Origin of the sequence: Kitasatospora sp. NPDC092286 (assembly GCF_044755565.1) — a bacterium.
In the GTDB taxonomy this organism is placed as follows: domain Bacteria; phylum Actinomycetota; class Actinomycetes; order Streptomycetales; family Streptomycetaceae; genus Kitasatospora.
Genome location: NZ_JBIVRD010000008.1, coordinates 182,830 through 207,906, shown reverse-complemented (window position 1 = coordinate 207,906; position 25,077 = coordinate 182,830). Strand labels below are relative to the sequence as shown.

The window sequence follows — 25,077 nt, the reverse complement described above, 5'->3', positions numbered from 1 at the left end:
CCCACGGCTTCACCACCGGGCCCTCTACCACCATGGCCGAGGCCCCGGCCACCCCCCGGTCCGGGGTCCACCGCTCGGCCGCGGGGTGGGGGGGGGGGGGGGGGCCCCGCCGCGGGCGGCCGGGCGGGGGGCCCCTCCGCTCTCGCGGTGTCAGGGCTCGGCCTCAGCCCTGCGGCCAGACCTCGGCCAGCATCTTGCGGGTGTCCGCCAGCAGTTGCGGCAGCACCTTGGTGTGGCCGACCACCGGCATGAAGTTGGTGTCCCCGCCCCAGCGCGGCACCACGTGCTGGTGCAGGTGCGCCGCGATCCCGGCGCCGGCCGCCGTGCCCTGGTTCATCCCGATGTTGAACCCGTGCGCCCCGGAGGCCGCCCGCAGCGCGGTCATCGCCTTCTTGGTGAACACCGCCAGCTCGGCCGTCTCCGCCTCGTCCAGCTCGGTGTAGTCGGCCACGTGCCGGTACGGGACCACCATCAGGTGCCCACCGTTGTACGGGTACAGGTTGAGCACCGCGAACACGGCGCTGCCGCGTGCGATGACCAGCCCGTCCTCGTCGCTCAGCGACGGGACCGAGCAGAACGGGCAACCGTCGTCCGGAGCCGGGCCGGTGGGCTTGTTCTCGCCCTGGATGTACGCCATCCGATGGGGGGTCCAGAGGCGGCGGAAGCCGTCCGGCTCGCCGACGCCCCGCTGCAGTTCCGGCTCAGTCGTCATGCTGATCAGCATATTCGCCCGGCAGGGCTTGCAAAGCAGTGCGGGGCAGACTCGTCAGGAGCCTGCCCCGCGGCCCCCGCGTGAGCGGGGACCAGGACGTACCCCGGATCCGCCGAAGCGCCGGGTATCACCCGCTCACGCGGGGAACGCCTCACACCTGGATGCGGCGCTCCACGGCGTCCACGATCTCGGCGATCGCCTGGTCACGCGGCACGCCGTTCTTCTGCTCGCCGTTGCGGTAGCGGAACGACACCGCACCCGCCTCGACGTCGTCGTTGCCGGCGATCAGCATGAACGGGACCTTGGACTTCTGGGCGTTGCGGATCTTCTTCTGCATCCGGTCGTCCGAGGTGTCCACCTCGACCCGGATCCCGCGCTTCTTCAGCTCGGCCGCGACCTCCAGGAGGTAGGGCACGTGCTCGTCGGTGATCGGGATGCCGGTCACGGTGACCGGGGCCAGCCACGGCGGCATGGCGCCGGCGTAGTGCTCCAGCAGCACCGCGAAGAACCGCTCGATCGAGCCGAACAGCGCGCGGTGGATCATGACCGGCCGCTGGCGCGAGCCGTCCGCCGCCGTGTACTCCAGGTCGAAGCGCTCGGGCAGGTTGAAGTCCAGCTGGATGGTGCTCATCTGCCAGGTCCGGCCGATGGCGTCCTTGGCCTGCACCGAGATCTTCGGGCCGTAGAAGGCCGCGCCGCCCGGGTCCGGCACCAGCGGCAGGCCCTGCTTCTCGGCCACGCTCGCCAGGACGGCGGTGGCCTCCTCCCAGGTCTCGTCGCTGCCGACGAACTTCTCCTCGTCCTTGGTCGACAGCTCCAGGTAGAAGTCGGTCAGACCGTAGTCGCGGAGCAGGTCCAGGACGAAGGTCAGCGTGGAGTCGAGCTCCTCCGCCATCTGCTCGCGGGTGCAGTAGATGTGCGCGTCGTCCTGGGTGAAGCCGCGGGCACGGGTCAGGCCGTGCACGACGCCGGACTTCTCGTAGCGGTACACCGTCCCGAACTCGAAGAGGCGCAGCGGCAGTTCACGGTACGAGCGGCCGCGCGCGTCGAAGATCAGGTTGTGCATCGGGCAGTTCATCGGCTTGAGGTAGTAGTCGATGCCCTCGTCCAGCTGCATGGGCGGGTACATGCCGTCGGCGTACCAGTCCAGGTGACCGCTCTTCTCGAAGAGCTTCCCCTTGGTGGCGTGCGGGGTGTAGACGAACTCGTAGCCCTCTTCCTCGTGCCGCTTGCGCGAGTAGTCCTCCATGGTGCGGCGGATGATGCCGCCCCTGGGGTGGAAGACGGCGAGGCCGGAGCCGATCTCCTCGGGGATGGAGAAGAGGTCGAGCTCGTTGCCGAGCTTGCGGTGGTCGCGCTTCTCGGCCTCGACCAGGAAGTCGAGGTGCGCCTTCAGCTCGTCCTTGGTCGGCCAGGCGGTCCCGTAGATGCGCTGGAGCATGGGGTTCTTCTCGCTGCCGCGCCAGTAGGCGGCCGCGTTGCGCATCAGCTTGAACGCCGGGATGTGCCGGGTGCTGGGCAGGTGCGGGCCGCGGCAGAGGTCGCCCCAGCACTGCTCGCCGGTCTTGGCGTCCAGGTTGTCGTAGATGGTCAGCTCGGCGCCGCCCACCTCGACGTTCGAGCCGTCCTCGGCGGAGGCCGAGCCCTTGAGGCCGATCAGTTCCAGCTTGTACGGCTCGGCGGCGAGCTCGTCGCGGGCGTCGTCGTCGGCGACCACGCGGCGGGAGAACTTCTGCCCCCGCTTGATGATCTCCTGCATCTTCTTCTCGATAGCCTTGAGGTCATCGGGGTGGAACGGCTTCTCGACGTCGAAGTCGTAGTAGAAGCCGTCCTTGACCGGCGGGCCGATGCCGAGCTTGGCCTCCGGGAAGAGCTGCTGCACGGCCTGCGCCATGACGTGCGCGGTGGAGTGGCGCAGGATGTCCAGGCCGTCCTTGCTGCCGATCCCGACCGGCTCGACCTCGTCGCCGTCCTGGAGGGCGCAGGCGAGGTCCTTGAGCTGACCGCCGACGCGGGCGGCGATGATCGAGCGGTCGTCGGCGAAGAGCTCGGCGGCCGTAGTGCCCGTGGTCACCACGCGCTCTTCCCGATCGGGTTCGCGGTTGATGATTACCCGGACGTCCGTCACCGGTCTCTCCTGACGTGCTGGATTCATAGGACGCAACACTGCGCTGCGCGTGACGATGGTACCGAGAGCACCACCCCCGCCGTGCAACTACGTCCCCTGCCGCCCCTCCCCCAGGGTCTTCAGCAGGCGCTCCCGCTCGGCCTCCTCCAGCCCGCACGGTTCCAGGCCGCGCGGGTGGGCGAGCCGCCGGAAGCCGCCCCGCCGCTCCAGCCGGCCGCTGACCCGGACCGGGGTGCCCGCCAGGTGGGCCTCGGCGGCCAGCCGGTACGCGGCGTCGCCGAGCCGGATCCTCACCTCGGTGACCTCGGCCCCGCCGAGCACCCGCAGCCGTACCGTGCCCGGCCCTGCCGGGTCGGACCGCTTGAGGCGGACGACGATGCCGACGACGGTGACCGCCACGGCGGGCTCGATCCGTTCCAGCAGTTCGGCGGCCTCTTCGAGGGCGGGCAGGTCCCCGGGGGAGAACTCCAGGGCGATCCGCCGGTCGCCGAAGCCGCCCGGCGTTCCGGCGGCGGCCGACCAGGAGACGGTCAGCTGCGCCGCCGTCGCGCCGCGCACCAGCTCCTCGACGGACTGCACCAGCTCGCGGCTGACCCCGGCCTGCACCGCGTTCTCGAAGGCCTCGGGCCCGCCGCTGACCCGGCGGTAGTCCACCGCGTCGCGCAGCGCCTCCAGGGCGCGGACCAGGGTGGTCACCGCCGCCCGGCCCTCGGGCGCGGGGGCGTAGGCGGTGAGTCCGGCGCCGTTCTCGACCACCAGGACGCGGTCCAGGAAGTCACCGGCCCAGGCGTCCAGCCGGGCGCCGAAGTACGCGGCCCTGGTCCGCCCGGCCTTGGCACCGGCCACGAGCATCGCCCGCGCGGCCCGCTGGAGCCGCTCGGCGCCGTCCCAGGGCGCGGCGCCGGCCGGGCCCGGCAGTTCGCGCCGCCACCGCAGCTCGTCGCCCGGCACCGCGAGTGCCAGCAGGATCGAACGGGCGGACGGGCTGCGCGAGCGGGACAGCGCGGTGACGGCGTCGGCGAGCAGGTCGACCGCGTCGTCGAAGCCGTCCCCGGCCGGGACCAGCAGGCTGGTGCCGGGGTCGGTGTCGCCGGGCGGCGTCCAGCGTCCGTACCGGGCCGAGGGGCCGCCCCGCCGTACCCAGCCGTGCCGGGCGAGCAGGGTGGCGAGGACCGCCGGGTCGACGGCGGCCGGGTCGGGCAGTGCCCGGGCACCCTCCGGCGGCCCGTCTGGCAGCGTCATGGTCCTGCTCCTCCCCGTCGGGGCCGGGCCGTCACGGGCTGCCGCCCGCGCCGACCCGCGCCATGATGTCGCACAGCGCCCGGTCGTCGAAGACCTTCGCGACGGGCACGCGGACGTTGGTGCGCTGCCGGCCGGTCACCGGGTGGCCGGCCAGGTTGATCCAGTAGCAGCAGTGCCGCAGCTCCAGCGCGTCCGGCCGGGCCTCCAGCCAGTCGTCGACCCGGCGTGGCAGCAGCATCACGACCAGGATCCTGGGCACCGCCACCCGGACCCGCGCCAGCTTGCGCAGGTGGTCGTTGTCCAGGGTGAAGCTGAAGTACGGCCCGCCTGGACCGGCCGCGATCTGCTGGGTGGCCTTGAGCTGGATCTTGATCGTGACCTCGTCGTCCACCTCGTGCGCCGCGGAACCGTGGCTGACCTGCCAGTCGATGCCGTTGTCCGGGAAGGGCTGGGAGAGCGAGCAGCTGGCCGCCGCCGCGACCGCGTGCAGATAGCCGACCTGCAGCGTCTCCATGCAGGCCGTCACGGCCAGATTGCCCCGCAGGACGGCCGCCGCCCCCTCGGGCTGCGGCTGTGTCAGCGCCATCGCCCCGTTGCCTCCCCCGGCCCCGGGCCCGTCCGGATTCGAACGGGACACCCGACGGCAGCATCCCCGACCCGGGCTGCGCCAAACGGTTGAGCGGGCGTCAGAAGCGGGTATCAACCGGGCGGAACGCAGTACCTGAGGGGCAGTCATGCAGCAGCAGTGGTACACCGGCCCGCTCGCCTCCTTCGACACCGAGACGACCGGCGTGGACGTCGAGACCGACCGGATCGTCTCGGCCGCCCTGATCGTCCAGCTCGCACCGGGCACACCGGCCCGGACCTCGACCTGGCTGGCCGACCCGGGCGTCCCGATCCCGGACGGCGCCCGCGCGGTGCACGGCATCACCGACGAGCGGGTGCGCGCGTTCGGCCGCCCACCGCACGTGGTGGTGGCCGAGATAGCCCACGCCCTCGCCGAACAGGCCCGCGCCGGGCGACCGCTGGTGGTGATGAACGCGCCCTACGATCTGACGCTGCTGGACCGGGAGCTGCGCCGGCACCGGGGCCGGTCGCTGGCCGACGGGCTGGGCCCGGACGGTCTGCTGGTGCTGGACCCGCGGGTGCTGGACAAGCACATGGACCGCTACCGCAAGGGCCGCCGCACACTCACCGACCTGTGCGCGCACTACGGCGTGGAGCTGACCGGCGCGCACGACGCCGCGGCGGACGCGACGGCGGCGCTGAAGCTGGTCCGGACGATCGGCGCCCGTTACCCGGTGGGGCTGGGCGGGTTGTCGCCGGCCGAGCTGCATCTGCGGCAGGCGGTCTGGCACGCGGCGCAGGCCCGCGGGCTGCAGAGCTGGTTCGACCGGTCGGGGACGCCGGAGCGGGTGGACCCGTCCTGGCCGTTGCGCCCGGCCCGGTGCGGCTGCGGGCGGCGGCCGGGGCCGGACCACAGCTGCGAGGTCGCCGCGTAACAGGGGCGTCGCGGCGGGGGTTCCCGAAGACGCCGCAGGCCCCGACCGGTCTCCCGATCAGGGCCTGCATGCTGTCCGGTGGGCGATACTGGGATCGAACCAGTGACCCCTTCGGTGTGAACGAAGTGCTCTCCCGCTGAGCTAATCGCCCGGGCAACGAGAAGAACAGTAGCACCAATTGGGGGGTGCCGTACAACTCGTTCCCCCCGGGCGGCCGCCCGGCGGATCCACAGAACTACGGCTCCGCACGGAAGATGACTGCGCTTCAGCCCGATTCCGGGCAGGCCGCTCCCGGGATTCCGGAAATACATGTGAGGCCCAGCCGATAATCGACTGGGCCTCACATATCACAATGCATTCCGGTGGGCGATACTGGGATCGAACCAGTGACCCCTTCGGTGTGAACGAAGTGCTCTCCCGCTGAGCTAATCGCCCGGGTGCAGGGAAAACATTACCGCATCCCGCGGGGTGGTCCGAACACCCCCGCTTCGGGCTCCCGTCACCCGGGACACCCCGCACGGCTCAGTTGCCGTTGATCGTCCAGGGCACGACCAGCCCGTACCTCCACAGGTACCAGCCGCCGAGGCCGGCGATCACGGCCAGGCCGACCGCGGTGAACGTGAGGTTGCGACGCCGGACCCTCGGGTCCATGGCCTTCTGGGCCGTCTCGGCCACCTTGCGCCTGGTCCAGCGCAGGGCCAGCTGGGCCCAGACGAACTCGGTCGCCCAGATGCCCATGCCCAGGAAGATGACCACCCAGCCGGGGCCGGGCAGCGGCAGCATGATCACGCCGATCACCACCACGGCGAGGCCGATCAGGAAGACCGCCACCTGCCAGCTCAGGTGCAGCGACCGGGACCGCCGGACGAAGTGCGGCGCACGCGAGCCGAGCGGCCGGCCGCCGTCGACGCCCGCCCGCTCCTCGTCCGCGCCCTCGCCCGCCGCCCCGGAGTCGTCCGGCACCACCGCATCACCCGTTCCCGTCTTCCCGCCCGCGTTCCCGCGTGTCCTGTCGCTTCGCACAGTCATGCCGGGAAACTAACCGAGAAGTCCCCGGGTAATGCCCCGCCGGGCGCTCCGGGCCGATTCCGCAATGCGCCGTAAGGGGTACGACTCGCCCCCGAATCGGGACAGAGGGGTTTACATCGGTCGTGGGGGTGGGATGGTCCGTTCGCCGACGTGCGATTCCCCGAGCGCACACTGAGCGAAAGGCCATGGCGCTTATGAACACCACGGTCAGCTGCGAGCTGCACCTGCGCCTCATCGTGTCCAGCGAGTCCTCACTGCCCGTCCCCGCGGGCCTGCGCTACGACACCGCCGACCCCTATGCCGTGCACGCCACGTTCCACACCGGCGCCGACGAGACCGTGGAGTGGGTGTTCGCCCGAGATCTCCTTGCGGAGGGGCTGCACCGACCCACCGGTACCGGTGACGTCCGGGTGTGGCCGTCGCGCAGCCACGGGCAAGGGGTGGTCTGCATCGCGCTGAGCTCTCCGGAAGGAGAAGCCCTGCTGGAGGCCCCGGCCCGGGCGCTTGAGTCGTTTCTCAAGCGGACGGACGCCGCCGTACCCCCTGGCACCGAACACCGTCACTTCGACCTCGACCGGGAGCTGTCCCACATCCTCGCCGAAAGCTGACCCCAACCGGAGGAGGTCACGCCCCGCTGCCGGCGGGGTGGTCACCCCCTGCCGTCATCGCAGCCGTCCTACTCGGGGGCACGGCCGCAGACTCAGCCGCGCACGACGCGGTCTCGGGGCCGGTGTACGGCCCGCTCCCACCGGAGCGGGCCGAGCACCACAGGCGCCCGGCACCGGAGCCGGCCATCCGTACGGGTGGCCGGCCTCGCTGCCGGGCGCCGTCGGTTTCCCCCGCGCGCCGGCGCCGGGCGCCGCGATCGCACACCCTGACGACATCCGTACACCTCTTCGAAGAAAGCGGCCATCCTTCGGCGGCACAGCCCGGTAAGGTCTGGGGTTAACCGTAGACGTGGGGTGCCGACGGCCCCCTCCGCGCGAGGAGCCCCCAACGTGCTGATCACCCATGACACCGAGTGCGCGCTGAGCATCCTCGTCGAGCTGCTCAACACCGCACCCGAGGTGTGCGGCACCGAGCTGCTGCCCGACGTGGCCGCGCTGGACGCCTTTGTGATCCGCCAGGAGATCAGCGAGGTCGACTCGCTGACCCAGGACGACCTGCGCAAGGTGCACGAGCTGCGCTCCCGGCTGCGGGAGGTGTTCGGCACCGAGTCCACGGCCGAGGCCGCCGAGCTGGTCAACGCCCTGGTCGCCGACGCCGGCACCACGCCCCGGCTGACCAACCACGACCACCACGGCTGGCACATCCACTACTTCGCGCCGCACGCCGCCCTCGGCGACCACCTGGCGGCCGAGCTGGGCATGGCGCTGGCGTTCATCCTGATGGCGGGCGAACGCGAGCGGCTGCGCCGCTGCGAGGCGCCGGACTGCGCGCGGGTCTTCGTGGACCTCTCCCGCAACCGCTCCCGCCGCTACTGCGACAGCCGCACCTGCGGCAACCGGCTGCACGTCGCCGCCTACCGGGCGCGCCAGCGCTCGGCGGAGGCCGTGCCGTCCGCCTGAGCCGTGCTCCCGGGGCCGTGCTCCCGGGCCGGGTCAGATGCCGCGCCGGCGGAGAATCTCCTCGATGTCGTCGAAGTCGCCGAGACCGTCGTCCCGCTTCCTGGCCGGTTTGGCCTTCGGGGCGGCGGTCTTGCCCTGGTCCGACGCGGCCGTGACCGCGGGGCGGGCCGGGGCCGGTCCGGTCGCGGCCGGGCGGGTCCCGGAGGCCTCGACGGCCCGGCGGCCCACCCAGCGGGTGGCGAGCAGCAGACCGGCCGAGACCGCGAGCAGCGCGATGCCGGTCCAGACCCGGGGGTCGAACACCAGCTTGGCGGCCCAGTCGGCGAATTCGTGGCCGATCGTCCGCGCCACCGGGAAGAGGCCGGTCAGATAGAGCCCGGCCGGCAGCAGGGCCACCGCGAACCAGCGGATCGCGGAGAGGAAGCGCCGCCGGTACGCGCGCAGCCCGGCGACGGCCACCCCGGCCGCCGTGAGCAGGAAACTGACCGCCGCCGTCAGCATGGCCGCACCCCGTCTCGTCCAGTCGTCCTGGTCATCAGGCCCTCCTGTCGGTCCGGCCCCGATCGCACCGCCGACCCGGCGCGGGGCCTATTAGTGGAACACTGAGGACATGATCGAAGGTTCCCTCCCCCGTCTCGAGTTCTGGTGCGAGCTCCAGTGCCCGGACTGCCGCACCGCCCTGGACGACGTACGGGCGCTGCGCGCCGAGTACGGCGACGCGCTCCCGGTCGAGCTGCGCCACTTCCCGCTGGAGAAGCACAAGCACGCCTACGCCGCCGCGCAGGCCGCCGAGGAGGCGTTCGCGCAGGGGCTGGGGTGGCCCTACGTGGAGGCGCTGCTGGCCCGGGTCGAGGAGCTGGACACGCGCGGCGAGGAGCTGCTGCTCGAGGTGGCGCGCGAGGTCGGGGTGGACGCCGAGGAGGTCGACACGGCGCTGGTCGACGGCAGGCACACGCTGATCGTGGACGCCGACCAGGCCGAGGGCAAGGCGATCGGGGTGACGGGCACGCCGACGTACGTGATCGCCGGGCAGCGGCTGGACGGCGGGCAGAGCCAGGACGGCCTGCGGGCCCGGATCGTCGCCGCCATCGAGGCCGCGCGGGATTCCCGACCGACCGTCAGATGAGCGGCTTGCCGTAGACCCGGTTGACGGTCCGGTAGCCGAGCGAGTCGTAGAGGCGGATCGCGACCTCGTTGTCGCTGAAGACGTTCAGCGCGAGGTCGCGCACTCCGGCGGCCAGGCACTCGCGTTCGGCGAGCAGCATCAGCGACCGGCCGTGGCCCCGGCCCCGGTGGGGCCCGTCCACCTGGACCACCATCACCCAGGCCAGCGGGGCGCCGTCGGGCAGCTCGCGGACCCGCAGGGCCAGCCAGAGCGAGCCCAGCGGGTCCGGCCCGTCCCCGTAGAGCCGGCGCAGGGCGACGCCCGAGGTCTCCGCGCCCTGCGGGAGCAGCTGCACGTGGTCGGCGTCCGACTTGGCGCGCGCCTGCTCCGGGCTGAGGCCGGAGGAGATCAGGTGGCCGAGATAGACCTCCTTGACGGTGGCGAGCCAGTGGGGGAAGGCCTCGGCGTCGATCCGGCACACGACGGCGCCGGCCGGCAGCCCGGGCGGGGCGGTGAGCCGCTTGGACATGCTCCGCATCCGCTCGGTGTAGCCGAGGGTGGTGGCGAGGGCGCGGGCGACGGGCGCCGGCTCGGAGATGTCGGCGTCCACCCGGACGCAGCCCCAGCCGCGCAGCACCTCCTCGGCGGCCAGCGCGCCGAAGGTGCCGCGCCCTCGTCTGCGGCCTTCGCGGACCTCCAACTCCGCTATCTCGCCCCAGAGTTGCCCTCCCCTGAGGACTGCGGTGGTGCGCAGCGCGCCGACCGGGTGGCCGTTGGCGCAGATCAGCCAGCGTCTGGTTCGGCCGCCTTCGGCGGTAGGTGTTTCCGGGCCCTCGGGGCGCAGCGTGGTGGTCATGTGGTGCTCCCTCCCCACCGTCCGGGGGTTCTATCCGTGCCCGGGCGCGGGGTGGGGCTCACGGGTCGAGGTCGTCGCCGCTGCGCTCGGTGAAGACGGCCATGGCCTTGGCGGTGACGGGGCCGGGTCCGGCGAGTTCACGGTCGTCGACGCGGGTGACGGCCTGGACGTCGCGCAGGGTGGAGGTGAGGAAGATCTCCTCGGCGTCCTGGAGCGCGCTGAACGGCAGGTCGGCCTCCTCGGCGCCGGACCAGTCGATGACCAGCCGACGGGTGATGCCGGCCAGGCAGCCGGAGGCCAGGGCGGGGGTGAGCAGGCGTCCGTCGATCACGACGAAGACGTTGGAGCCGGTGCCCTCGCAGAGCCGTCCCGCGGTGTTGGCGAAGAGGGCCTCGGAGGCGTGGGCACGGTGGGCGGCGGCGAGGGCGACGACGTTCTCGGCGTAGGAGGTGGTCTTGAGGCCGGCGACGGCGCTGTGCTCGTTGCGGCGCCACGGGACGGTGGCGACGGCGGTGGTGTCGGGGCGGCGGCCGGCGGCGGAGAGGGCGACGACCAGGGTGGGGGTGTCGTCGCCGCGCTCGGAGCCGAGCGGGGCCGGGCCGCCGGTGTAGGTGACACGCAGGCAACCGAGCGGCACGGGGTTGGCGGCGAGGACCTGGGCGCAGGCCTCGCGGACCAGGTCGTGACCGGGGTCGGGCAGTCCGAGGCCGCGGGCGGAGCGGGTGAGCCGGTCGAGGTGGCGGGTGAGGGCGAAGGCCCGGCCGTCGACGGCCTTCATGGTCTCGAAGACCCCGTCGCCGGTGGTGAGTCCGTGGTCGAGGACGGACACGGCGGCGTCGGCCGAGTCGACGAGTGACCCGTTGACCCAGCTCTTGGTGGGGTTCTGCATCGAGGGGTGCTCCTCAGGGCGCTTGTGCGGAGCGCTGCGCCGGGGCCGGGGGTTCCCGTTCGGCTCCTGGCGTTCGCCCCGCTTCAGTCGGTTTCGGTGCCCGACGCTATCGCGACCAGGCGGGCGGCCTTCAGTTCGGTTTCCGCCCACTCGCGCTCGGGGTCGGAGCCCCAGGTGATGCCGGCGCCGGTGCCGAAGCGCAGGAGGGGGGTGCCGGGGTCGGTGCGGTCGATCCAGAAGGTGCGGATGCCGACCGCGAGTTCGGCTTCGCCCCGGTCCGCGTCCACCCAGCCGACGGCCCCGCAGTAGGGGCCGCGCGGGGCGGTCTCCAGGGCGTCGATGATCCGGAGCGCGCTGGACTTGGGCGCGCCGGTGACGGAGCCGGGCGGGAAGGTGGCGTCGAGGAGGGCGGGCCAGCCCGCGTCGGCGCGCAGGGTGCCCTGGACGGTGGAGACCAGGTGGACCAGGCCGGGGTGCTTCTCGACGGCGCAGAGATCGGGGACGGTGACGGTGCCGGTCCGGCAGACCCGGCCGAGGTCGTTGCGGACCAGGTCGACGATCATCACGTTCTCGGCGTGGTCCTTCTCCAGCAGGTCGTCCTCGGTGCGGCCGGTGCCCTTGATCGGGCCGGAGGAGACGGTATGGCCGTCGCGGCGCAGATAGAGCTCGGGTGAGGCGGTGGCGATCTCGACGCCGTGCTGCGGGAGCCGGATCGTTCCGGCGTAGGGGGCCGGGTTGCCGTGGGCGAGCAGACCTGTCAGGGCGTCGACGTCGGAGCGGGCCGGGTCGGGCAGTGGCGCGGAGAGGACGCGGCAGAGGTTGGCCTGGTAGACCTCGCCGGCGGCGATGTGCTCGCGGATCCGGCGGACCCCCGCGGTGTAGGCGGCGCGGTCGAGGGAGCTGTGCCAGGTGCCGGCGGCCGGGCCGAGCCAGCCGGCGACGGCCGGGGGCGCGGGGGCGGGGCGGACGTCGTCGAAGCGGGCGCAGGTGAGCCGGCCCTCGAAGTCGTGGGCGACGGCCCAGTAGCCGGTGGAGTCCAGCGCGGCCGGATCCGAGGTGACGTCGCGCAGCCCGGTGGCGAGGCGGCCCCCGAAACGGGCGAGCGGGGTGAGGGGGGCGATGGGGCCGGACACGGTTCTCCTGCACGGGTGGCGGGGCTGCGGTGCCTGAAGTGTAGGTCGGGGGTGCGCGCCGGGGTCGTGAGCAGGCGCGGGCATCGCGCGGGTGTGCGACGGATGGCCTGCGGATGATCGTCCGGCTTCGCCGCCGACGGGGCGCGACGGCCCTCCGGAGCGGCTGACGGAACGGCACTCGAGGGACACCCCCTCGGCACGCTGCGGGAACGGATTTTTAGCTGGCCCGGGAATCCGCTAGAGTTCAACACGTCGCCAGGGAGCGCAGCCGAAGAAAAGCGGTGAAGATCCCGGGAGACAGGCGGACGTGGCTCAGTTGGTAGAGCATCACCTTGCCAAGGTGAGGGTCGCGAGTTCGAATCTCGTCGTCCGCTCGATGGAGAACAGTGTAAGATCGTTCTTCGAGTGTTGCCTGGTGGAGTGGCCGAGAGGCGAGGCAACGGCCTGCAAAGCCGTCTACACGGGTTCAAATCCCGTCTCCACCTCCAAGAGGATCGACCGGTTCTGCCGGAAGAACCTCCCCGCGCGATTAGCTCAGCGGGAGAGCACTACCTTGACACGGTAGGGGTCACTGGTTCAATCCCAGTATCGCGCACGTCGGGCCCTTCGGGGTCTGCTGCAGGACCGCCACACCAGGCGCGATTAGCTCAGCGGGAGAGCACTACCTTGACACGGTAGGGGTCACTGGTTCAATCCCAGTATCGCGCACGTCGGATCCTTCGGGGTCTGCTGCAGGACCGCCACACCAGGCGCGATTAGCTCAGCGGGAGAGCACTACCTTGACACGGTAGGGGTCACTGGTTCAATCCCAGTATCGCGCACAGTAACGGCCGGGGCCGTGATCCGTGAGGATCACGGCCCCGGCCTTTTGTCGTTCCCTTCAGGGCCCGGCGCCTCGGCTCAGGCGCCCCAGGGCAATCGGGGGTTCCGGGCATGCAGAAGAGCCGCGTACGGTCGACCTCACCGACGTCCGTACGCGGCATCTCCGCCTGCCGGGGTGCTCTGCGCACCGCTATCGCCCGTCCGCGGTCATCGCGGGCACGGCCTCCCCGGCGGCACCGCTCCCCGTCCCCAGGGGATCGGTGCCCGTTCAGTGGCCGGCTGTGGCAGCCGGCCGGTCTCAGTAACCGATCGGTCAGTGACCGATCAGCTCGGCGACGGCCTGGGCCTGGTTCGCCATCTGCTCCCAGCCGCCGAAGAGCGCGACCAGCAGGACGGCGCAGGGCAGGGCCATGGCCAGGGCGACCGCCGGGTGCCTGGTCTGGTCGGCGGAGCGCTGGGTGAAGGCCGGTCGCCGGCGGCGGGGGGATCCCGTGAGCTGCGCTGCCATGCCCTCACTCCTGATTCGTGCTCTGCTGTACCGGTCGGTCGATGTTGGCGCGGTGGACGGCTTACCTCGGGGGACGAGTGCCCCGTCCACCGCTGAGGACAACGCTATGGCGCGAGGGGGTGGTAGGTCGTCATGCCGTCGTACTGTTCGCCGGGCATCCCGGAGGATGACGCGCGTCCTCCGGGACTACTACCGCAGGGGGAGACGGGCTCGACCGCACCCCCGGGGGAACCCTGAGAGGCGACCCCGAGAAGCGCTCCGCAGGTCTGGTGACCTTGATGTCAGTGCTAGATCGGACAATCGCACCGAGGGTTGAGGTGTTGCGTATCAGCACACCGCAACGGGCAGTCCGTAAGCTGTGCCAGACAGGAACTGACGATGCCCCAACCGACGGGGCCTCATCCACGGGCTGACGGGGAACGAAGATGGCGATGATGCGGCTGAGGCGTGAGGACCCCCGCATCGTCGGGCCGTACCGCCTGCACCGACGGCTGGGAGCCGGCGGGATGGGCGTGGTCTACCTCGGCTCCGACCGCCGCGGCCAGCGGGTCGCCCTCAAGCTCATCCGGGCCGAGCTGGCCGAGGACCTGGAGTTCCGGACCCGCTTCGCCCGCGAGATCTCCGCCGCCTCCAAGATCCGGGGCGGCTGTACGGCGCGGGTGGTGGGCTCGGACATCGAGGCGGACCGCCCCTGGCTGGCCACCGCCTACGTCCCCGGCCCCTCGCTGTACAAGCGGGTCGGCGACGAGGGGCCGCTGAGCTGGCCGGAGGCGGCCAGGATCGGGGCCGCCCTGGCCGACGGGCTGGTCAAGGTGCACGAGGCCGGGGTGGTGCACCGGGATCTCAAACCGTCCAACATCCTGCTCTCGCCCCGGGGGCCGCGGATCATCGACTTCGGCATCGCCTGGTCGCGCGGCGCCAGCACGCTCACCCACGTCGGCACGGCGGTCGGCTCCCCCGGCTTCCTCGCGCCCGAGCAGGTCCGCGGCGCCGCCGTGACACCCGCCACGGACGTCTTCGCGTTCGGGGCGACGCTGGCGTACGCGCTCACCGGGGACACCCCGTTCGGCTCGGGGGCCTCCTCCGAGGTGATGCTGTACCGGGTCGTGCACGAGGAGCCGGACCTGTCGGCCGTACCGCCGCCGCTGGCGCCGCTGATCGGGGCGTGTCTGGCGAAGGAGCCCGCCGAGCGGCCGGGCGCGGCGGCCCTGCACGAGCGGCTGAGCGAACTGGCGGCGCGCGGCACGACCGTGGGTGGCACGGCCTCGGGAGGTCCCGCGCGCCCCGCCGGGGCCACCGTACCGGCGCCGCCCGCCGCCCCACCGCGTGGTGTGCCCGCGCCCGGGCGCTCGCCGGACCCTGCCGCCGCGCGGGCCCGGGCAGGGGCCGTCGGCCGCCCGGTCGGCCAGCCCGCGGCCCATCCGGCCGGGCCGCAGCGGCACCCGCAGGGGCAGCAGGCCACCGCGCCGCTGCCCCGGCCCGAATCGCTCCAGACCACCCGGCCGATGCGCGAACGCCAGCAGACCCCGCCGCCCGTCCGCCCCGCAGGGCCCGGCGGCCCCGGCCCCGCGGCCGCCCGGGAACGCGAGCGGGAGCAGCGGCCCGACCGGCCACGCGGGCGGTCCGGGGACCGGCAGCACACGCCCGTGCCCGGCGGACGGCCCGCCACGTCGCGGCAGCGGCTGCTGCGCCAGCGGCTGGTGGTGTTCGTCACCGTGACGGTGGGGGTGGCGCTGGCCATCGCGGCGGCGCAGGGCTGCGAGAACCGGAGCAACCGGGGCCTCGGCCCGGCGGGCGGCCGGACGGTGAGCACCGCGCCGGTCCAGCCGCCGGGCGCTCCGGTGACGCCTTCGGCGGCCGGGCTGTCGGCGGACGGCGCGACGCCGTTCGCGGCGGCGGCGCACGGCGGCGCGACGGGTGAGGGTGCGCTGGGGCCCGCGCAGGGCGCGGGACCGGTGGTGGACTGGCCGAACCGCGGCTACCCCGATCCGGCGGGCGGCCCCGGGATCGCGCTGCGTGACGGCCGCTCGGTGGGGACGACGGGGCCGCAGGTCGTGCTGAGCGCCGTACTGCCGGCCCGGTACAAGGGCGCCCCGGCGACGCTGGTGGTGCTGCGCCGGGCGGAGGGCTCGGTGCCGGTGGACCTGGTCCAGCTGTTCTCCTTCAACGGGGACACGCCCGTCCCGCTTGCCTCCCGTTCCTCGGCCGCGGATCCGCAGTCGACGGCGACCTGGCGGCTCGACAACGGTGCGCTGGTCCGCGAGGAGCGGGTCACCCAGACCGGTGCGGTCACGTCCACCCGGTACACCGTCCGGGGCGACGGCACCATCGAGGAGTCCTGGCCCGGCGCGGGCGCTTCCGGCGGCACCGGCCTCAGCTCGGTCGCGCCGCCCGCCGCGGCCCCCGCGCCGCCGACCTCTCCGACGGGCTGACGGCACGGACGGGGGCGCCGCCCGGTTCAGGAGGCGGCGGTGACGGCGTAGAAGGCCACGGCCGCGGCGGCGCCCACATTGAGCGAGTCGATGCCGTGGGACATCGGGATGCGGACCGGACGGTCGGCCGCGGCGAGGGCCTGCGGGGTGAGTCCGTCCCCTTCGGCACCGAGCAGCAGGGCGGCCTTGGCGAGGCGGTGCGGGGCCAGGGCGGCGAGGTCGACGGCGGTGTCGGCGGGGGTGAGGGCCAGCAGGTCGAAGCCGGCGGCACGGACCGTCCCCAGGGCGGCCGGCCAGGGCTCCAGCCGGGCGTAGGGGACGGCGAAGACCGCACCCATGGAGACCTTGACCGCGCGCCGGTAGAGCGGGTCGGCGCAGTCGGGCGAGAGCAGGACGGCGTCCATGCCGAGCGCGGCGGCGCTGCGGAAGATCGCGCCCAGGTTGGTGTGGTCGACCAGCCCCTCCAGGACGGCCACCCGGCGGGCACCGGCCAGCAGCGCGGCGGCGTCCGGCAGCGGCTTCCGTTCCATCGAGGCGAGCGCCCCGCGGTGGACGTGGTAACCGGTGACGGCCTCGGCCAGGGCGGGTTCGACGACGTGGACGGGGGCGTCGGCCTCGGCGATGACGTCCGCCATCACGTCCAGCCACTTGGCCGTGAGCAGCATCGACCGCATCCGGTAGCCGGCGGCGAGGGCCCGGCGGATGACCTTCTCGCCCTCGGCGATGAACAGGCCTTCGGCGGGTTCGCGTCGGCGGCGCAGTTCGACGTCGGTCAGGCCGGTGTAGTCGTCGAGGCGCGGGTCGGCAGGGTCGGTGACGGTGCTGGGTTCGGACACCCTGCGATCTTGCCAAGCCCGGGAGGAGAAGACCAAACGGGCGTACGGCCGGACCGGCTGGCCTTGGCCCGACGGCGGCGGGAGTGCGAGGATGGCGTATGGCCCGATTTCCGGGTCGATCATGGGCTCCGTCGGCCTCTGGCACTTCCGGTTCCGCCGTATCCTCCCGTTCCGCCGGTGCCACCGGCTCCGCCGGTGGGGGCCCACACGGTCGGCCAGCACAGCCGTCGGCGGCCCGTTCGCGCTCACCGAAGCGTCGGTCGCTGGCCAGGCAGGTGTTCGCGCTCCAGGTGTTCGTGGTGGTGCTGCTGGTGATCGCCGCGGCGCTGGCGCTGGTCGTGCAGTCGCGCAACAACGCCACGGACGAGGCCCGCAACCGGTCGGTGGCGGTGGCCCAGACCTTCGCCAACTCCCCCGGCGTGGCCGCCGCGCTGGTCGGCCCCGATCCCACGGCCGTCCTGCAACCGTCGGCGGAGGCCGCCCGGACGGCCTCCGACGTGTCCTTCATCGTCGTGCTGAACCTCTCCGGCGTCCGCTACACGCACCCGAACCCGAACCTGATCGGCGGGATGTTCAACGGCACCTTCGAGCCCGCGGTGCACGGGCAGGTGGTCACCGAGAAGGTCAACGACTCGCTCGGGCCGCTGATCCAGGCGGTGGTACCGGTCTACGGGCAGAACCACACGGTGGTCGGGCTGGTGTCCGCCGGGATCACGATCGCCAGCGTGAGCAGCGCGAGCGAGCGGCAGCTGCCGCTGGTGCTGGCGGCCGCTGTGGTCACGGTCGGGCTGGCCACCTGCGGGACGGCGCTGATCAGCCGGCGGCTGCGGCGGCAGACGCACGGGCTCGGTCCGGCCGAGATGACCCGGATGTACGAGCACCACGCGGCGGTGCTGCACGCGGTGCGCGAGGGCGTGCTGATCGTCGGCGGTGACGGCCGGCTGCTGCTCTGCAACGACGAGGCGCGCAGGCTGCTGGACCTGCCGCCGGACGCCGAGGGCCGGCCGGTGACCGAGCTGGGGCTGGACCGGGCACCCGAGGAGCTGCTGACCGCGAACCGGCCGGTCAGCGACGAGGTGGTGCTGGCCGGTGAGCGGCTGCTGGCGGTGAACATCCGGCTGACCGACCGCGACGGCGGCCCGCCCGGCTGCGTCGCCACGCTGCGCGACTCGACCGAGCTGCTGGCGCTCTCCGGGCGGGCCGACGTGGCGCAGCAACGGCTGCGGCTGCTGTACGACGCCGGGGTGGCGGTGGGCAGTTCGCTGGATGTGACGCGGACGGCGGAGGAGCTGGCGCAGGTGGCGGTGCCGCGGTTCGCGGACTTCGTCACGGTGGACCTCGCCGAGCAGGTGCTGGAGGGCGAGGAGCCGCCGCCGGGGCCGGCGCTGGGGCGGATGCGCCGGGCGGCGCTGAGCGGCGTCCGGGACGACGCGCCGTTCTATCCGGTGGGCACGGCGCTGAACGTGGTGCCGTCGGCACCACTGGCGGGAGCGCTGAACAGCGGGCTGCCGGGGGTGGAGCCGCGGCTGGCGGACGCGCACGAGTGGCGGGAGCAGGATCCGGAGCGGTCCGCGCAGGTGCTGGCGTACGGGGTGCACTCGCTGGTCCGGGTGCCGCTGCGGGCGCGCGGGGCTCTGCTGGGGGTGGCGCGGTTCTGGCGGGCGGACCGCACGGAGCCGTTCGAGGAGGACGATCTGGCGCTGGCCGAGGAGCTGGTCGCGCACGCGGCGGTCTGTATCGACAACGCGCGCCGGTACACCCGGGAACACGCGATGGCCGTGACCCTGCAGCACAGTCTGCTGCCGCGCACCCTGCCGGACCAGAACGCGCTGGAGATCGCGCACCGGTATCTGCCGGCGCAGGCGGGGGTGGGCGGGGACTGGTTCGACGTGATCCCGCTGCCGGGGGCCCGGGTGGCGCTGGTGGTCGGGGACGTGGTGGGGCACGGGCTGCACGCGGCGGCGACGATGGGCCGGCTGCGGACGGCGATCCACAACTTCTCGACGCTGGACCTGCCGCCGGACGAGCTGCTGGGGCACCTGGACGACCTGGTGAACCGGATCGACCAGGAGGAGTCGGGGACCGGGGCGGCGGTGACCGGCGCGACCTGCCTGTACGCGATCTACGATCCGGTGTCGCGGCGGTGCACGCTGGCCAGCGCGGGGCATCTGCCGCCGGCGCTGGTCGGCCCGGACGGGCGGGTGGACTTCCCCGAGCTGTCGACCGGGCCGCCGCTGGGGCTGGCGTCGATGCCGTTCGAGACCACCCAGCTGGAGGTGGCGGAGGGCAGCCGGCTGGTGCTCTACACCGACGGGCTGGTCGAGGACCGCGAGCGGGACATCGACGTCGGGCTGGAGCTGCTCCGGACGGCGCTGAGCAAACCGGACCGGACGCCGGAGCAGACCTGCGCGGACGTGCTGCAGACGATGCTGCCGGCGCATCCGCAGGACGACATCGCGCTGCTGGTGGCACGGACCAGGGTGCTGGCGCCCGACCAGGTCGCGGAGTGGGAGGTGCCGTCCGACCCGGCCGCGGTGGGCGAGGTCCGGGCGGCGGTCGCGGAGCGGCTGACCGGGTGGGGGCTGGAGGAGGCGGCGTTCGTCACCGAGCTGATCCTGAGCGAGCTGGTGACCAACGCGATCCGTTACGGGACCGGGCCGATCCGGGTACGCCTGCTCCGCGACCGGGCGCTGATCTGCGAGGTGTCCGACACCAGCAACACCTCGCCGCATCTGAAGTACGCGGCCACCACGGACGAGGGCGGGCGCGGGCTCTTCCTGGTCGCCCAGTTCGCCGACCGCTGGGGCACCCGGTACACGGGGACGGGGAAGGTGATCTGGACGGAGCAGCCGCTGGAGTAGGCGGTGCGCCGGGCGGACGGGGTGTTCGCCCGGCGCGCCGCGCCGGTGTCAGAGACGCAGGCCGGGGGCCAGCACGTTGACGACGTCGCCGACGACGATCACGGCGGGGGGCTTGATCCGCTCGGCCTCGACGGTGGCGGCGACGGTGCCGAGGGTCGCGTCCACGCGGCGCTGCGCGGCCGTGGTGCCCTCCTGGACGACGGCGACCGGAGTGTCGGCGGGGCGGCCGCACTCGACCAGCCGGGCGGCGATCTCGCCGATCTTGTCCACCGCCATCAGCAGCACCAGGGTGCCGCTCATCCGCGCGGCGGCCTCCCAGTTGACCAGCGAGCGCGGGTCGGAGGGACCGACGTGGCCCGACATCACCGTGAACTCGTGCGTCATGCCGCGGTGGGTGACCGGCACGCCGACGGCCGCCGGGACACTGATCGAGCTGGAGATCCCCGGGACCACGGTGACCGGCAGCCCGGCCTCGGCGCAGGCGAGCAGCTCCTCGCCGCCGCGCCCGAACACGTACGGGTCGCCGCCCTTGAGCCGGACCACGAACTTGCCCGCCTTGGCGTGCTCGACGAGCGTCCGGTTGATCGCCTCCTGGGCCATGAACCGCCCGTACGGGATCTTGGACGCGTCGATCACCTCGACGTGCTCCGGCAGCTCGGCCAGCAGCTCGCGCGGGGCGAGGCGGTCGGTGACCACCACGTCCGCGGCGGCCAGCAGGCGGCGGCCGCGCACGGTGATCAGATCGGGGTCGCCCGGGCCGCCGCCGACCAGGGCGACGCTCCCCCGGCCTGACGGCCTGGAGGTACCCCCAGCGCCGTGCGAGCGGAACCGGCGGGCGGCCAGCGAGCCGTCCCGCAGGCCGTCCACGATCGAGTCGCGCAGGGCCGCGGAGTGCCGCGGGTCCCCGGTGAGGACGGCGACGGTGACGCCCGCGTCGCGGCCGCTGGCCGGGGTCCAGGCGGTGGCGGCCGACGCGTCGTCGCTGCGGGCGCAGAACACCCGCTCGCGCTCGGCCTCGGCGCTGACCGCGGCGTTGACGGCCGGGTCGGCGGTGGCGACCAGCGCGTACCAGGTGTCGGCGAGATCGCCGTCCTGGTACGGGCGGGCGTGCCAGGTCAGCTCACCGGCGTCGGCCATGGCCTGGACGGCCGGCGTGGTGGTCGGCGACACCAGGTGCAGCTCCGCGCCCGTGGCGATCAGCGCCGGCAACCGCCGCTGAGCGACCTGGCCGCCGCCGACCACGACCACGCGGCGGCCGGCGAGCAGCAGGCCGACCGGGTACGGGGTACGTCCCTCGGTGCTCGGGTGCGGGTTGGGCGCGGTCATCGGCGGAACTCCTGGATCGGGGACGGACAGGTGGGGGTACGACGGCACCGCCGCGCGTACCGGCCCGGGGGTGCGCCGGTACGCGCGGCGGTGCGGGCGGCGTCAGGCCTTCTCGGTGACCCCGGCGGAGTCGAAGGTGGCTACATCGTGCATCGCCCGGGCCGCGCTCTGCACCAGCGGCAGGGCCAGCAGGGCGCCGGTGCCCTCACCGAGCCGCAGGTCGAGGTCGATCAGCGGGCGCAGACCGAGCTTGGCCAGCGCGGCCTGGTGGCCGGGCTCGGCGGAGCGGTGGCCGGCGATGCAGGCGGCGAGCACCTCGGGGGCGATCGCCTTGGCGACGAGCGCGGCCGAGCCGGCGATGACGCCGTCCAGGACGACCGGGGTGCGCAGCGAGGCGGCGCCGAGCAGGAAGCCCGCGATGGCCGCGTGCTCCAGGCCGCCGACGGCGGCGAGGACACCGATCGGGTCCGCCGGGTCGGGCTCGTGCAGGGCGAGCGCGGCGCGGACGACCTCGACCTTGCGGGCGTGCGTCTCGTCGTCGATGCCGGTGCCGCGGCCGGTGACCTCGGCCGGGTCCAGGCCGGTGAAGACCGAGATCAGGGCGGCGGAGGCGGTGGTGTTGGCGATGCCCATGTCGCCGGTGACCAGCGCCTTGTTCCCGGCGGCGACCAGGTCGCGGGCGGTCTCGATGCCGACCTCGATGGCCTTGAGGGCCTCCTCGCGGCTCATCGCCGGACCCTGGGTCATGTCGTCGGTGCCGGGCCTGACCTTGCGCGGCAGCAGGCCGGTGGTACGGCCCTGCTGGACGGCGTCCGGCAGCTCGGCGGCGACGCCGACGTCCACCACGCAGACCTCGGTGCCGATCTGCTTGGCGAAGGAGTTGATCACCGCTCCCCCGGCCAGGAAGTTGCCGACCATCTGGACGGTGACCTCCTGCGGCCAGGGGCTGACGCCCTGGGCGTGGACGCCGTGGTCACCCGCGAAGATCGCCACGCAGGCGGGCTCGGGGACCGGCGGCGGGCACTTGCGGGAGAGGCCGCTCAGCTGCGCGGAGATGATCTCCAGCATGCCGAGGGAACCGGCCGGCTTGGTCATCCGCTTCTGGCGGTCCCAGGACTCGCCGAGCGCCTTGGCGTCCAGCGGGCGGATGCCCCGCAGGGTCTCGGACAGCAGGCCGTGCGGCTCCTCGCCCGGCAGCGCGCGGTTGCCGTACTGCTCCTCGTGGACGACCCAGGACAGCGGGCGCTTCCTGGCCCAGCCCTGCTGCTGGAGCTCGGGCTCGTCCGGGAAGGCGTCGACGTAGCCGACGCAGAGGTAGGCGACGACCTCCAGGTGCTCGGGCAGGCCGAGCTCGCGGACCATCTCGTCCTCGTCGAAGAAGCTCACCCAGCCGACGCCGAGGCCCTCGGCCCGGGCGGCCAGCCAGAGGTTCTCGACCGCGAGGGCGGCCGAGTACGGCGCCATCTGGGGCTGGGTGTGCCGGCCCAGGGTGTGGCGGCCGCCGCGGGTGCGGTCGGCGGTGACCACGATGTTGACGGGCGTTTCGAGGATGGCCTCGATCTTGATTTCCTTGAACTGCTTGGCCCGGCCCTTGGGGAGCGAGTCCGCGTACGCCTCGCGCTGGCGCTCGGCCAGTTCGTGCATCTTGCGGCGGGTCTTGGCCGAGCGGATCACCACGAAGTCCCACGGCTGGGAGTAGCCGACGCTGGGCGCGGTGTGGGCGGCCTCCAGGACCCGGATCAGCACCTCGTGCGGGATCGGGTCGGGGCGGAAGCCGTTGCGGACGTCGCGGCGCTCGCGGATGACCTGGTGGACGGCCTCGCGGCCGGCCTCGTCGTAGCCGGGGGCGGCCGGGCCGCGGGGCTCGGCGGGCTCCTCGGGAGCGGGCTCCTCGGCGACGGGCTCGGCGGTGACGGGCTCCTCCGCGGCGGGCTCCTCCGCGGCGGGCTCGGCGACCGGGTCGGGTGCGGGGTCCTGCCCGGGGGCGGGGTCCTCGGTGGCGTCCTGCGCGGCGGCGGTGTCCGGTGCGGCGGCGGGCTCGGCCCCGGGGCCGGCCTCGGGCTGGGGCCCGGCCTCGGGGGCCGTCTCGGCGACGGGCTCCTCGGCGGCGTCCTGACCCGGAGCGGGTTCCTCGGCGGTGTCCTGCGCGACGGCGGGCTCGGCCTCCGCCACGGCCTCGGCCTCGGTTTCGGCGGCGGGCTCGGTCACGGCGGGCTCGGCGGCCGGGGGGACCTCGGCGGTGGCCGGCTCGGCGGGTCCGGCCTCGACCGGGGTGGCCTCCTGCGGCTGCTCGGCCGACGGGGCCACGACGGCCTGCCCGGAGGGCATCTCACCGGTGCCGGCGGCGGTCTCGGCGGCCTGCTGGGTCTCGGCGGCGACCGCCGTCTCCGTGGTCTCGACGGTCTCAGCGGTCTCGCCGGCCTCGACCGCCTCGGGGGCCGGGGCGGCAGGCTGTGCCTCGGTGGCGGTGTCCGCCGGGGCGGCCTGCTCCGGCTCCGTGGCAGCCTGCGCCGACGCGGCGTGTTGTGCCACCTCGGCAGGGTGTGCCACCTCGGCGGCCGGTGCGTCACCCTGCTCGGCGACCGCTATGGGGGCGGGCTGCTGGGCGGTCGTCTCCGCGACCACCGGAGCGGGCTCGACCGCCTCGACCTGCGGGAGGCCGTGCGGGGTGGGGGCGGCGAGGAAGGCGGAGATGCGGCGGGGCTGGCCGGCCGGGGCGGGCTGCTCCTCGGCGGCCACGGCGGGGACGGCCTGCTCGGCGGGCACGGTCGCGGCCCCGGCCTCGGCGGCACCGGGCGCGGGGACCTGCTCGGCGGCGGGGGCCTCGGCGGTGTCCTGCGCGACGGCGGGGGCCTCGGTGACCGGCTCGGTGACCGGCTCGGCGGTCGGCTCGGCGACGGGCTGCGCGGTGGCGTCCGCCACCGGGGCGGCGACGGCGGCCTGCGGGGCCACCGGGGCGGCGGGCTCGGCCTCCGGCACCTGCTGGACGTTCTGAACCGGCACACCCGGCTGCGCCGACCCGGCCGGCGCGGCCTGCGGCGCGAAGCCCTGAGCGGGCACCGCGGCCTGCGGCTCCGGCTGCGGGCCGACCACGACGGGAATGCCGTGCGCGGGCGTCGCCCCCTGCGAGGGGCCGCGGTCGGCGAGCGAGCGGACCGGGACGTGGCCGGTCATCAGCGACGGGTCCGGGATCGGCGGGCCGGCGTGCAGCGGGCGTCGCGGCGCCTGAGCCACCGTCAGCGGCTCCGGTCCCTGCGCCTGGACCGGCGGCTGGCCATGCGGCTGACCCTGTGCCTGGACCGGCTGTCCCTGCGTCTGTGTCTGGGGCTGCGCCTGGACGTACGACTGGGCCTGCGCGTGCAGGGCGGCCGGGTCGGCGGCGCCCAGCAGCGGCGGGTCCAGCGGCGGCCAGGACGGCTCGACCGGAGTGCCGGGCACGGCGGCCCCGGTCTGCTCCTCGGCGCCGTACGCCAGCTGGTCGGCGGGGACGGGCGGCTCGCCCCAGGAGCCCTGCGGACCGGGCATCAGCAGCACATCGTCCTCGTCGTCGAGCGGGTCCGGCTGGTCGGGCTGGTCGAGGAAGTGGAAGGCCGGGCGCGGGGCACCCGGGTCGACGGCCCAGCCCCCGCCGGGCACACCGACGGCCGGAGTGCCGTGGCCGGGCACGCCCTGCGGCAGCCCCTGCCCGTGGACGCCCTGCGGCGGGATCCCGCCCGCCCCCGGCACCGCGGGGTTCGGGACCGCACCGCCGTCCATCGCGACGCCCTGGACGGGTGCGACGGGTACCGCGACGCCCTCCGGGCCGCCGAGCGGGGCGGGCCCGGCGAGCAGGTGCTCCGGCAGTCCCTCGTTCGGGACGTGGCCGCCATCGGTCATGTCAAAGCTCCTTCCAGGCCGCTGCCGCGCCCTTGGCGACGCGATCACCGACCGCAGCGCCCATCCGCACGGGCCGGGCCTGCACCGACCCGCCCCTCAACCACACACGGCCGCCGCGCCGAGGCGCTGCGGCCGAAGTCCTACTTCCGGCGCGCTGCGGCACCCCGGCCCACGCACCACCCACGAGGAGCGGCGCGCCATCTGAAACAACGACAACCCGGGGCAACCGGCACGTCCGCACCGGACCCTACG

The 25,077-nt window shown here is 74.0% G+C and carries 19 protein-coding genes and 7 tRNA genes; 11 read left to right on the top strand and 15 right to left on the bottom strand.

The genetic code is table 11. The features are described 5' to 3' along the window. Nucleotides 1-163: 163 nt before the first annotated feature. The 4 genes from ACIQIB_RS10805 to ACIQIB_RS10790 form a co-directional block, all read right to left on the bottom strand. Nucleotides 164-724, bottom strand: coding sequence for an HIT domain-containing protein (locus tag ACIQIB_RS10805; protein WP_363611356.1), 561 nt, complete (start codon nucleotides 722-724; stop codon nucleotides 164-166). Nucleotides 725-863: 139 nt separating this feature from the next. After that, nucleotides 864-2,840 carry a threonine--tRNA ligase gene (thrS, locus tag ACIQIB_RS10800; protein WP_400757558.1) on the bottom strand — a complete coding sequence of 659 codons (1,977 nt, stop codon included), beginning with the start codon at nucleotides 2,838-2,840 and terminating at the stop codon, nucleotides 864-866. 87 nt (nucleotides 2,841-2,927) lie between these two features. Beyond that, the gene (locus ACIQIB_RS10795; protein ID WP_363611352.1) at nucleotides 2,928-4,082 is read right to left on the bottom strand and encodes a hypothetical protein; all 1,155 of its coding nucleotides are present in this window, start codon (nucleotides 4,080-4,082) and stop codon (nucleotides 2,928-2,930) included. 31 nt (nucleotides 4,083-4,113) lie between these two features. Continuing rightward, a complete protein-coding gene (locus ACIQIB_RS10790; protein WP_400757557.1) occupies nucleotides 4,114-4,668 on the bottom strand; it encodes a DUF4365 domain-containing protein in 555 nt (184 codons plus the stop codon). 148 nt (nucleotides 4,669-4,816) lie between these two features. On the opposite strand from ACIQIB_RS10790, the gene ACIQIB_RS10785 reads away from it, so the two are divergent. Beyond that, entirely contained in the window at nucleotides 4,817-5,584 is a 768-nt protein-coding gene (locus ACIQIB_RS10785; RefSeq protein WP_400653569.1) for a 3'-5' exonuclease, read from the top strand. A gap of 79 nt (nucleotides 5,585-5,663) precedes the next feature. Here the strand turns inward: ACIQIB_RS10785 and ACIQIB_RS10780 are convergent. From ACIQIB_RS10780 to ACIQIB_RS10770, 3 genes are all read right to left on the bottom strand, one after another. Then, nucleotides 5,664-5,735, bottom strand: a tRNA-Val gene (locus ACIQIB_RS10780). A 212-nt stretch (nucleotides 5,736-5,947) separates the two neighbouring features. Next, nucleotides 5,948-6,019 (bottom strand) — tRNA-Val (locus ACIQIB_RS10775). 87 nt (nucleotides 6,020-6,106) lie between these two features. After that, the gene (locus ACIQIB_RS10770; protein WP_363611347.1) at nucleotides 6,107-6,613 is read right to left on the bottom strand and encodes a TIGR02611 family protein; all 507 of its coding nucleotides are present in this window, start codon (nucleotides 6,611-6,613) and stop codon (nucleotides 6,107-6,109) included. 194 nt (nucleotides 6,614-6,807) lie between these two features. Here ACIQIB_RS10770 and ACIQIB_RS10765 point away from each other — a divergent pair, with 194 nt between their 5' ends. Then, nucleotides 6,808-7,221, top strand: coding sequence for an SsgA family sporulation/cell division regulator (locus ACIQIB_RS10765; protein WP_030056266.1), 414 nt, complete (start codon nucleotides 6,808-6,810; stop codon nucleotides 7,219-7,221). 390 nt (nucleotides 7,222-7,611) lie between these two features. Beyond that, nucleotides 7,612-8,181: a CGNR zinc finger domain-containing protein gene (locus ACIQIB_RS10760; protein WP_363611345.1), complete on the top strand. Its 570-nt coding sequence runs from the start codon at nucleotides 7,612-7,614 to the stop codon at nucleotides 8,179-8,181. 33 nt (nucleotides 8,182-8,214) lie between these two features. Here the strand turns inward: ACIQIB_RS10760 and ACIQIB_RS10755 are convergent, their stop codons facing one another. Beyond that, the gene (locus ACIQIB_RS10755; RefSeq protein ID WP_363611343.1) at nucleotides 8,215-8,682 is read right to left on the bottom strand and encodes a hypothetical protein; all 468 of its coding nucleotides are present in this window, start codon (nucleotides 8,680-8,682) and stop codon (nucleotides 8,215-8,217) included. A 109-nt stretch (nucleotides 8,683-8,791) separates the two neighbouring features. Here ACIQIB_RS10755 and ACIQIB_RS10750 point away from each other — a divergent pair, with 109 nt between their 5' ends. Next, nucleotides 8,792-9,307, top strand: coding sequence for a DsbA family protein (locus ACIQIB_RS10750; protein WP_363611340.1), 516 nt, complete (start codon nucleotides 8,792-8,794; stop codon nucleotides 9,305-9,307). Here the strand turns inward: ACIQIB_RS10750 and ACIQIB_RS10745 are convergent. The 3 genes from ACIQIB_RS10745 to ACIQIB_RS10735 form a co-directional block, all read right to left on the bottom strand. Further along, nucleotides 9,300-10,142, bottom strand: coding sequence for a GNAT family N-acetyltransferase (locus ACIQIB_RS10745; RefSeq protein ID WP_400757556.1), 843 nt, complete (start codon nucleotides 10,140-10,142; stop codon nucleotides 9,300-9,302). The two genes, ACIQIB_RS10750 and ACIQIB_RS10745, sit on opposite strands and share 8 nt — an antisense overlap. Nucleotides 10,143-10,200: 58 nt before the next feature. Continuing rightward, nucleotides 10,201-11,031 (bottom strand): aminotransferase class IV, encoded by an 831-nt coding sequence (locus ACIQIB_RS10740; RefSeq protein WP_400757555.1) that lies wholly within the window; start codon nucleotides 11,029-11,031, stop codon nucleotides 10,201-10,203. 83 nt (nucleotides 11,032-11,114) lie between these two features. Further along, entirely contained in the window at nucleotides 11,115-12,152 is a 1,038-nt protein-coding gene (locus ACIQIB_RS10735; protein ID WP_363611364.1) for a chorismate-binding protein, read from the bottom strand. A gap of 313 nt (nucleotides 12,153-12,465) precedes the next feature. Between ACIQIB_RS10735 and ACIQIB_RS10730 the strand changes: the two genes are divergently transcribed. The 5 genes from ACIQIB_RS10730 (at nucleotide 12,466) to ACIQIB_RS10710 (ending at nucleotide 12,985) form a co-directional block, all read left to right on the top strand. Then, nucleotides 12,466-12,538: transfer RNA gene (locus ACIQIB_RS10730), tRNA-Gly, on the top strand. Between the two features lie 40 nt (nucleotides 12,539-12,578). Then, nucleotides 12,579-12,652 (top strand) — tRNA-Cys (locus tag ACIQIB_RS10725). Nucleotides 12,653-12,687: 35 nt separating this feature from the next. Beyond that, nucleotides 12,688-12,759, top strand: a tRNA-Val gene (locus ACIQIB_RS10720). A gap of 41 nt (nucleotides 12,760-12,800) precedes the next feature. Beyond that, nucleotides 12,801-12,872, top strand: a tRNA-Val gene (locus ACIQIB_RS10715). Nucleotides 12,873-12,913: 41 nt separating this feature from the next. Further along, a tRNA-Val gene (locus ACIQIB_RS10710) sits at nucleotides 12,914-12,985 on the top strand. A 314-nt stretch (nucleotides 12,986-13,299) separates the two neighbouring features. On the opposite strand, the gene ACIQIB_RS10705 is transcribed toward ACIQIB_RS10710, so the two are convergent. Continuing rightward, the gene (locus ACIQIB_RS10705) at nucleotides 13,300-13,494 is read right to left on the bottom strand and encodes a hypothetical protein (RefSeq protein ID WP_363611334.1); all 195 of its coding nucleotides are present in this window, start codon (nucleotides 13,492-13,494) and stop codon (nucleotides 13,300-13,302) included. A gap of 425 nt (nucleotides 13,495-13,919) precedes the next feature. On the opposite strand from ACIQIB_RS10705, the gene ACIQIB_RS10700 reads away from it, so the two are divergent. Then, the gene (locus ACIQIB_RS10700) at nucleotides 13,920-15,926 is read left to right on the top strand and encodes a protein kinase (RefSeq protein WP_400757554.1); all 2,007 of its coding nucleotides are present in this window, start codon (nucleotides 13,920-13,922) and stop codon (nucleotides 15,924-15,926) included. 26 nt (nucleotides 15,927-15,952) lie between these two features. Here ACIQIB_RS10700 and ACIQIB_RS10695 read toward each other — a convergent pair whose 3' ends face one another. Continuing rightward, nucleotides 15,953-16,762: a TrmH family RNA methyltransferase gene (locus tag ACIQIB_RS10695; RefSeq protein WP_400757552.1), complete on the bottom strand. Its 810-nt coding sequence runs from the start codon at nucleotides 16,760-16,762 to the stop codon at nucleotides 15,953-15,955. A gap of 98 nt (nucleotides 16,763-16,860) precedes the next feature. Here ACIQIB_RS10695 and ACIQIB_RS10690 point away from each other — a divergent pair, with 98 nt between their 5' ends. Then, nucleotides 16,861-19,623: a SpoIIE family protein phosphatase gene (locus ACIQIB_RS10690; protein ID WP_400757551.1), complete on the top strand. Its 2,763-nt coding sequence runs from the start codon at nucleotides 16,861-16,863 to the stop codon at nucleotides 19,621-19,623. 48 nt (nucleotides 19,624-19,671) lie between these two features. On the opposite strand, the gene cobA is transcribed toward ACIQIB_RS10690, so the two are convergent. Both cobA and cobT read right to left on the bottom strand, forming a co-directional pair. Next, nucleotides 19,672-20,949, bottom strand: coding sequence for a uroporphyrinogen-III C-methyltransferase (gene cobA, locus ACIQIB_RS10685; RefSeq protein WP_363611328.1), 1,278 nt, complete (start codon nucleotides 20,947-20,949; stop codon nucleotides 19,672-19,674). A gap of 102 nt (nucleotides 20,950-21,051) precedes the next feature. Next, nucleotides 21,052-24,825, bottom strand: coding sequence for a nicotinate-nucleotide--dimethylbenzimidazole phosphoribosyltransferase (cobT, locus tag ACIQIB_RS10680; protein ID WP_400757550.1), 3,774 nt, complete (start codon nucleotides 24,823-24,825; stop codon nucleotides 21,052-21,054). Nucleotides 24,826-25,077: the final 252 nt, after the last annotated feature.

Coding starts and splice junctions, on each gene's coding strand:
- ACIQIB_RS10790 (WP_400757557.1), bottom strand. CDS start 4,668: ATGGCGCTGACACAGCCGCAGCCCGAGGGGGCGGCGGCCGTCCTGCGG.
- ACIQIB_RS10750 (WP_363611340.1), top strand. CDS start 8,792: ATGATCGAAGGTTCCCTCCCCCGTCTCGAGTTCTGGTGCGAGCTCCAG.
- ACIQIB_RS10700 (WP_400757554.1), top strand. CDS start 13,920: ATGGCGATGATGCGGCTGAGGCGTGAGGACCCCCGCATCGTCGGGCCG.
- ACIQIB_RS10770 (WP_363611347.1), bottom strand. CDS start 6,613: ATGACTGTGCGAAGCGACAGGACACGCGGGAACGCGGGCGGGAAGACG.
- ACIQIB_RS10705 (WP_363611334.1), bottom strand. CDS start 13,494: ATGGCAGCGCAGCTCACGGGATCCCCCCGCCGCCGGCGACCGGCCTTC.
- ACIQIB_RS10795 (WP_363611352.1), bottom strand. CDS start 4,082: ATGACGCTGCCAGACGGGCCGCCGGAGGGTGCCCGGGCACTGCCCGAC.
- ACIQIB_RS10690 (WP_400757551.1), top strand. CDS start 16,861: ATGGCCCGATTTCCGGGTCGATCATGGGCTCCGTCGGCCTCTGGCACT.
- ACIQIB_RS10745 (WP_400757556.1), bottom strand. CDS start 10,142: ATGACCACCACGCTGCGCCCCGAGGGCCCGGAAACACCTACCGCCGAA.
- ACIQIB_RS10740 (WP_400757555.1), bottom strand. CDS start 11,031: ATGCAGAACCCCACCAAGAGCTGGGTCAACGGGTCACTCGTCGACTCG.
- ACIQIB_RS10785 (WP_400653569.1), top strand. CDS start 4,817: ATGCAGCAGCAGTGGTACACCGGCCCGCTCGCCTCCTTCGACACCGAG.
- ACIQIB_RS10765 (WP_030056266.1), top strand. CDS start 6,808: ATGAACACCACGGTCAGCTGCGAGCTGCACCTGCGCCTCATCGTGTCC.
- ACIQIB_RS10755 (WP_363611343.1), bottom strand. CDS start 8,682: ATGCTGACGGCGGCGGTCAGTTTCCTGCTCACGGCGGCCGGGGTGGCC.
- cobT (WP_400757550.1), bottom strand. CDS start 24,825: ATGACCGATGGCGGCCACGTCCCGAACGAGGGACTGCCGGAGCACCTG.
- ACIQIB_RS10805 (WP_363611356.1), bottom strand. CDS start 724: ATGCTGATCAGCATGACGACTGAGCCGGAACTGCAGCGGGGCGTCGGC.
- cobA (WP_363611328.1), bottom strand. CDS start 20,949: ATGACCGCGCCCAACCCGCACCCGAGCACCGAGGGACGTACCCCGTAC.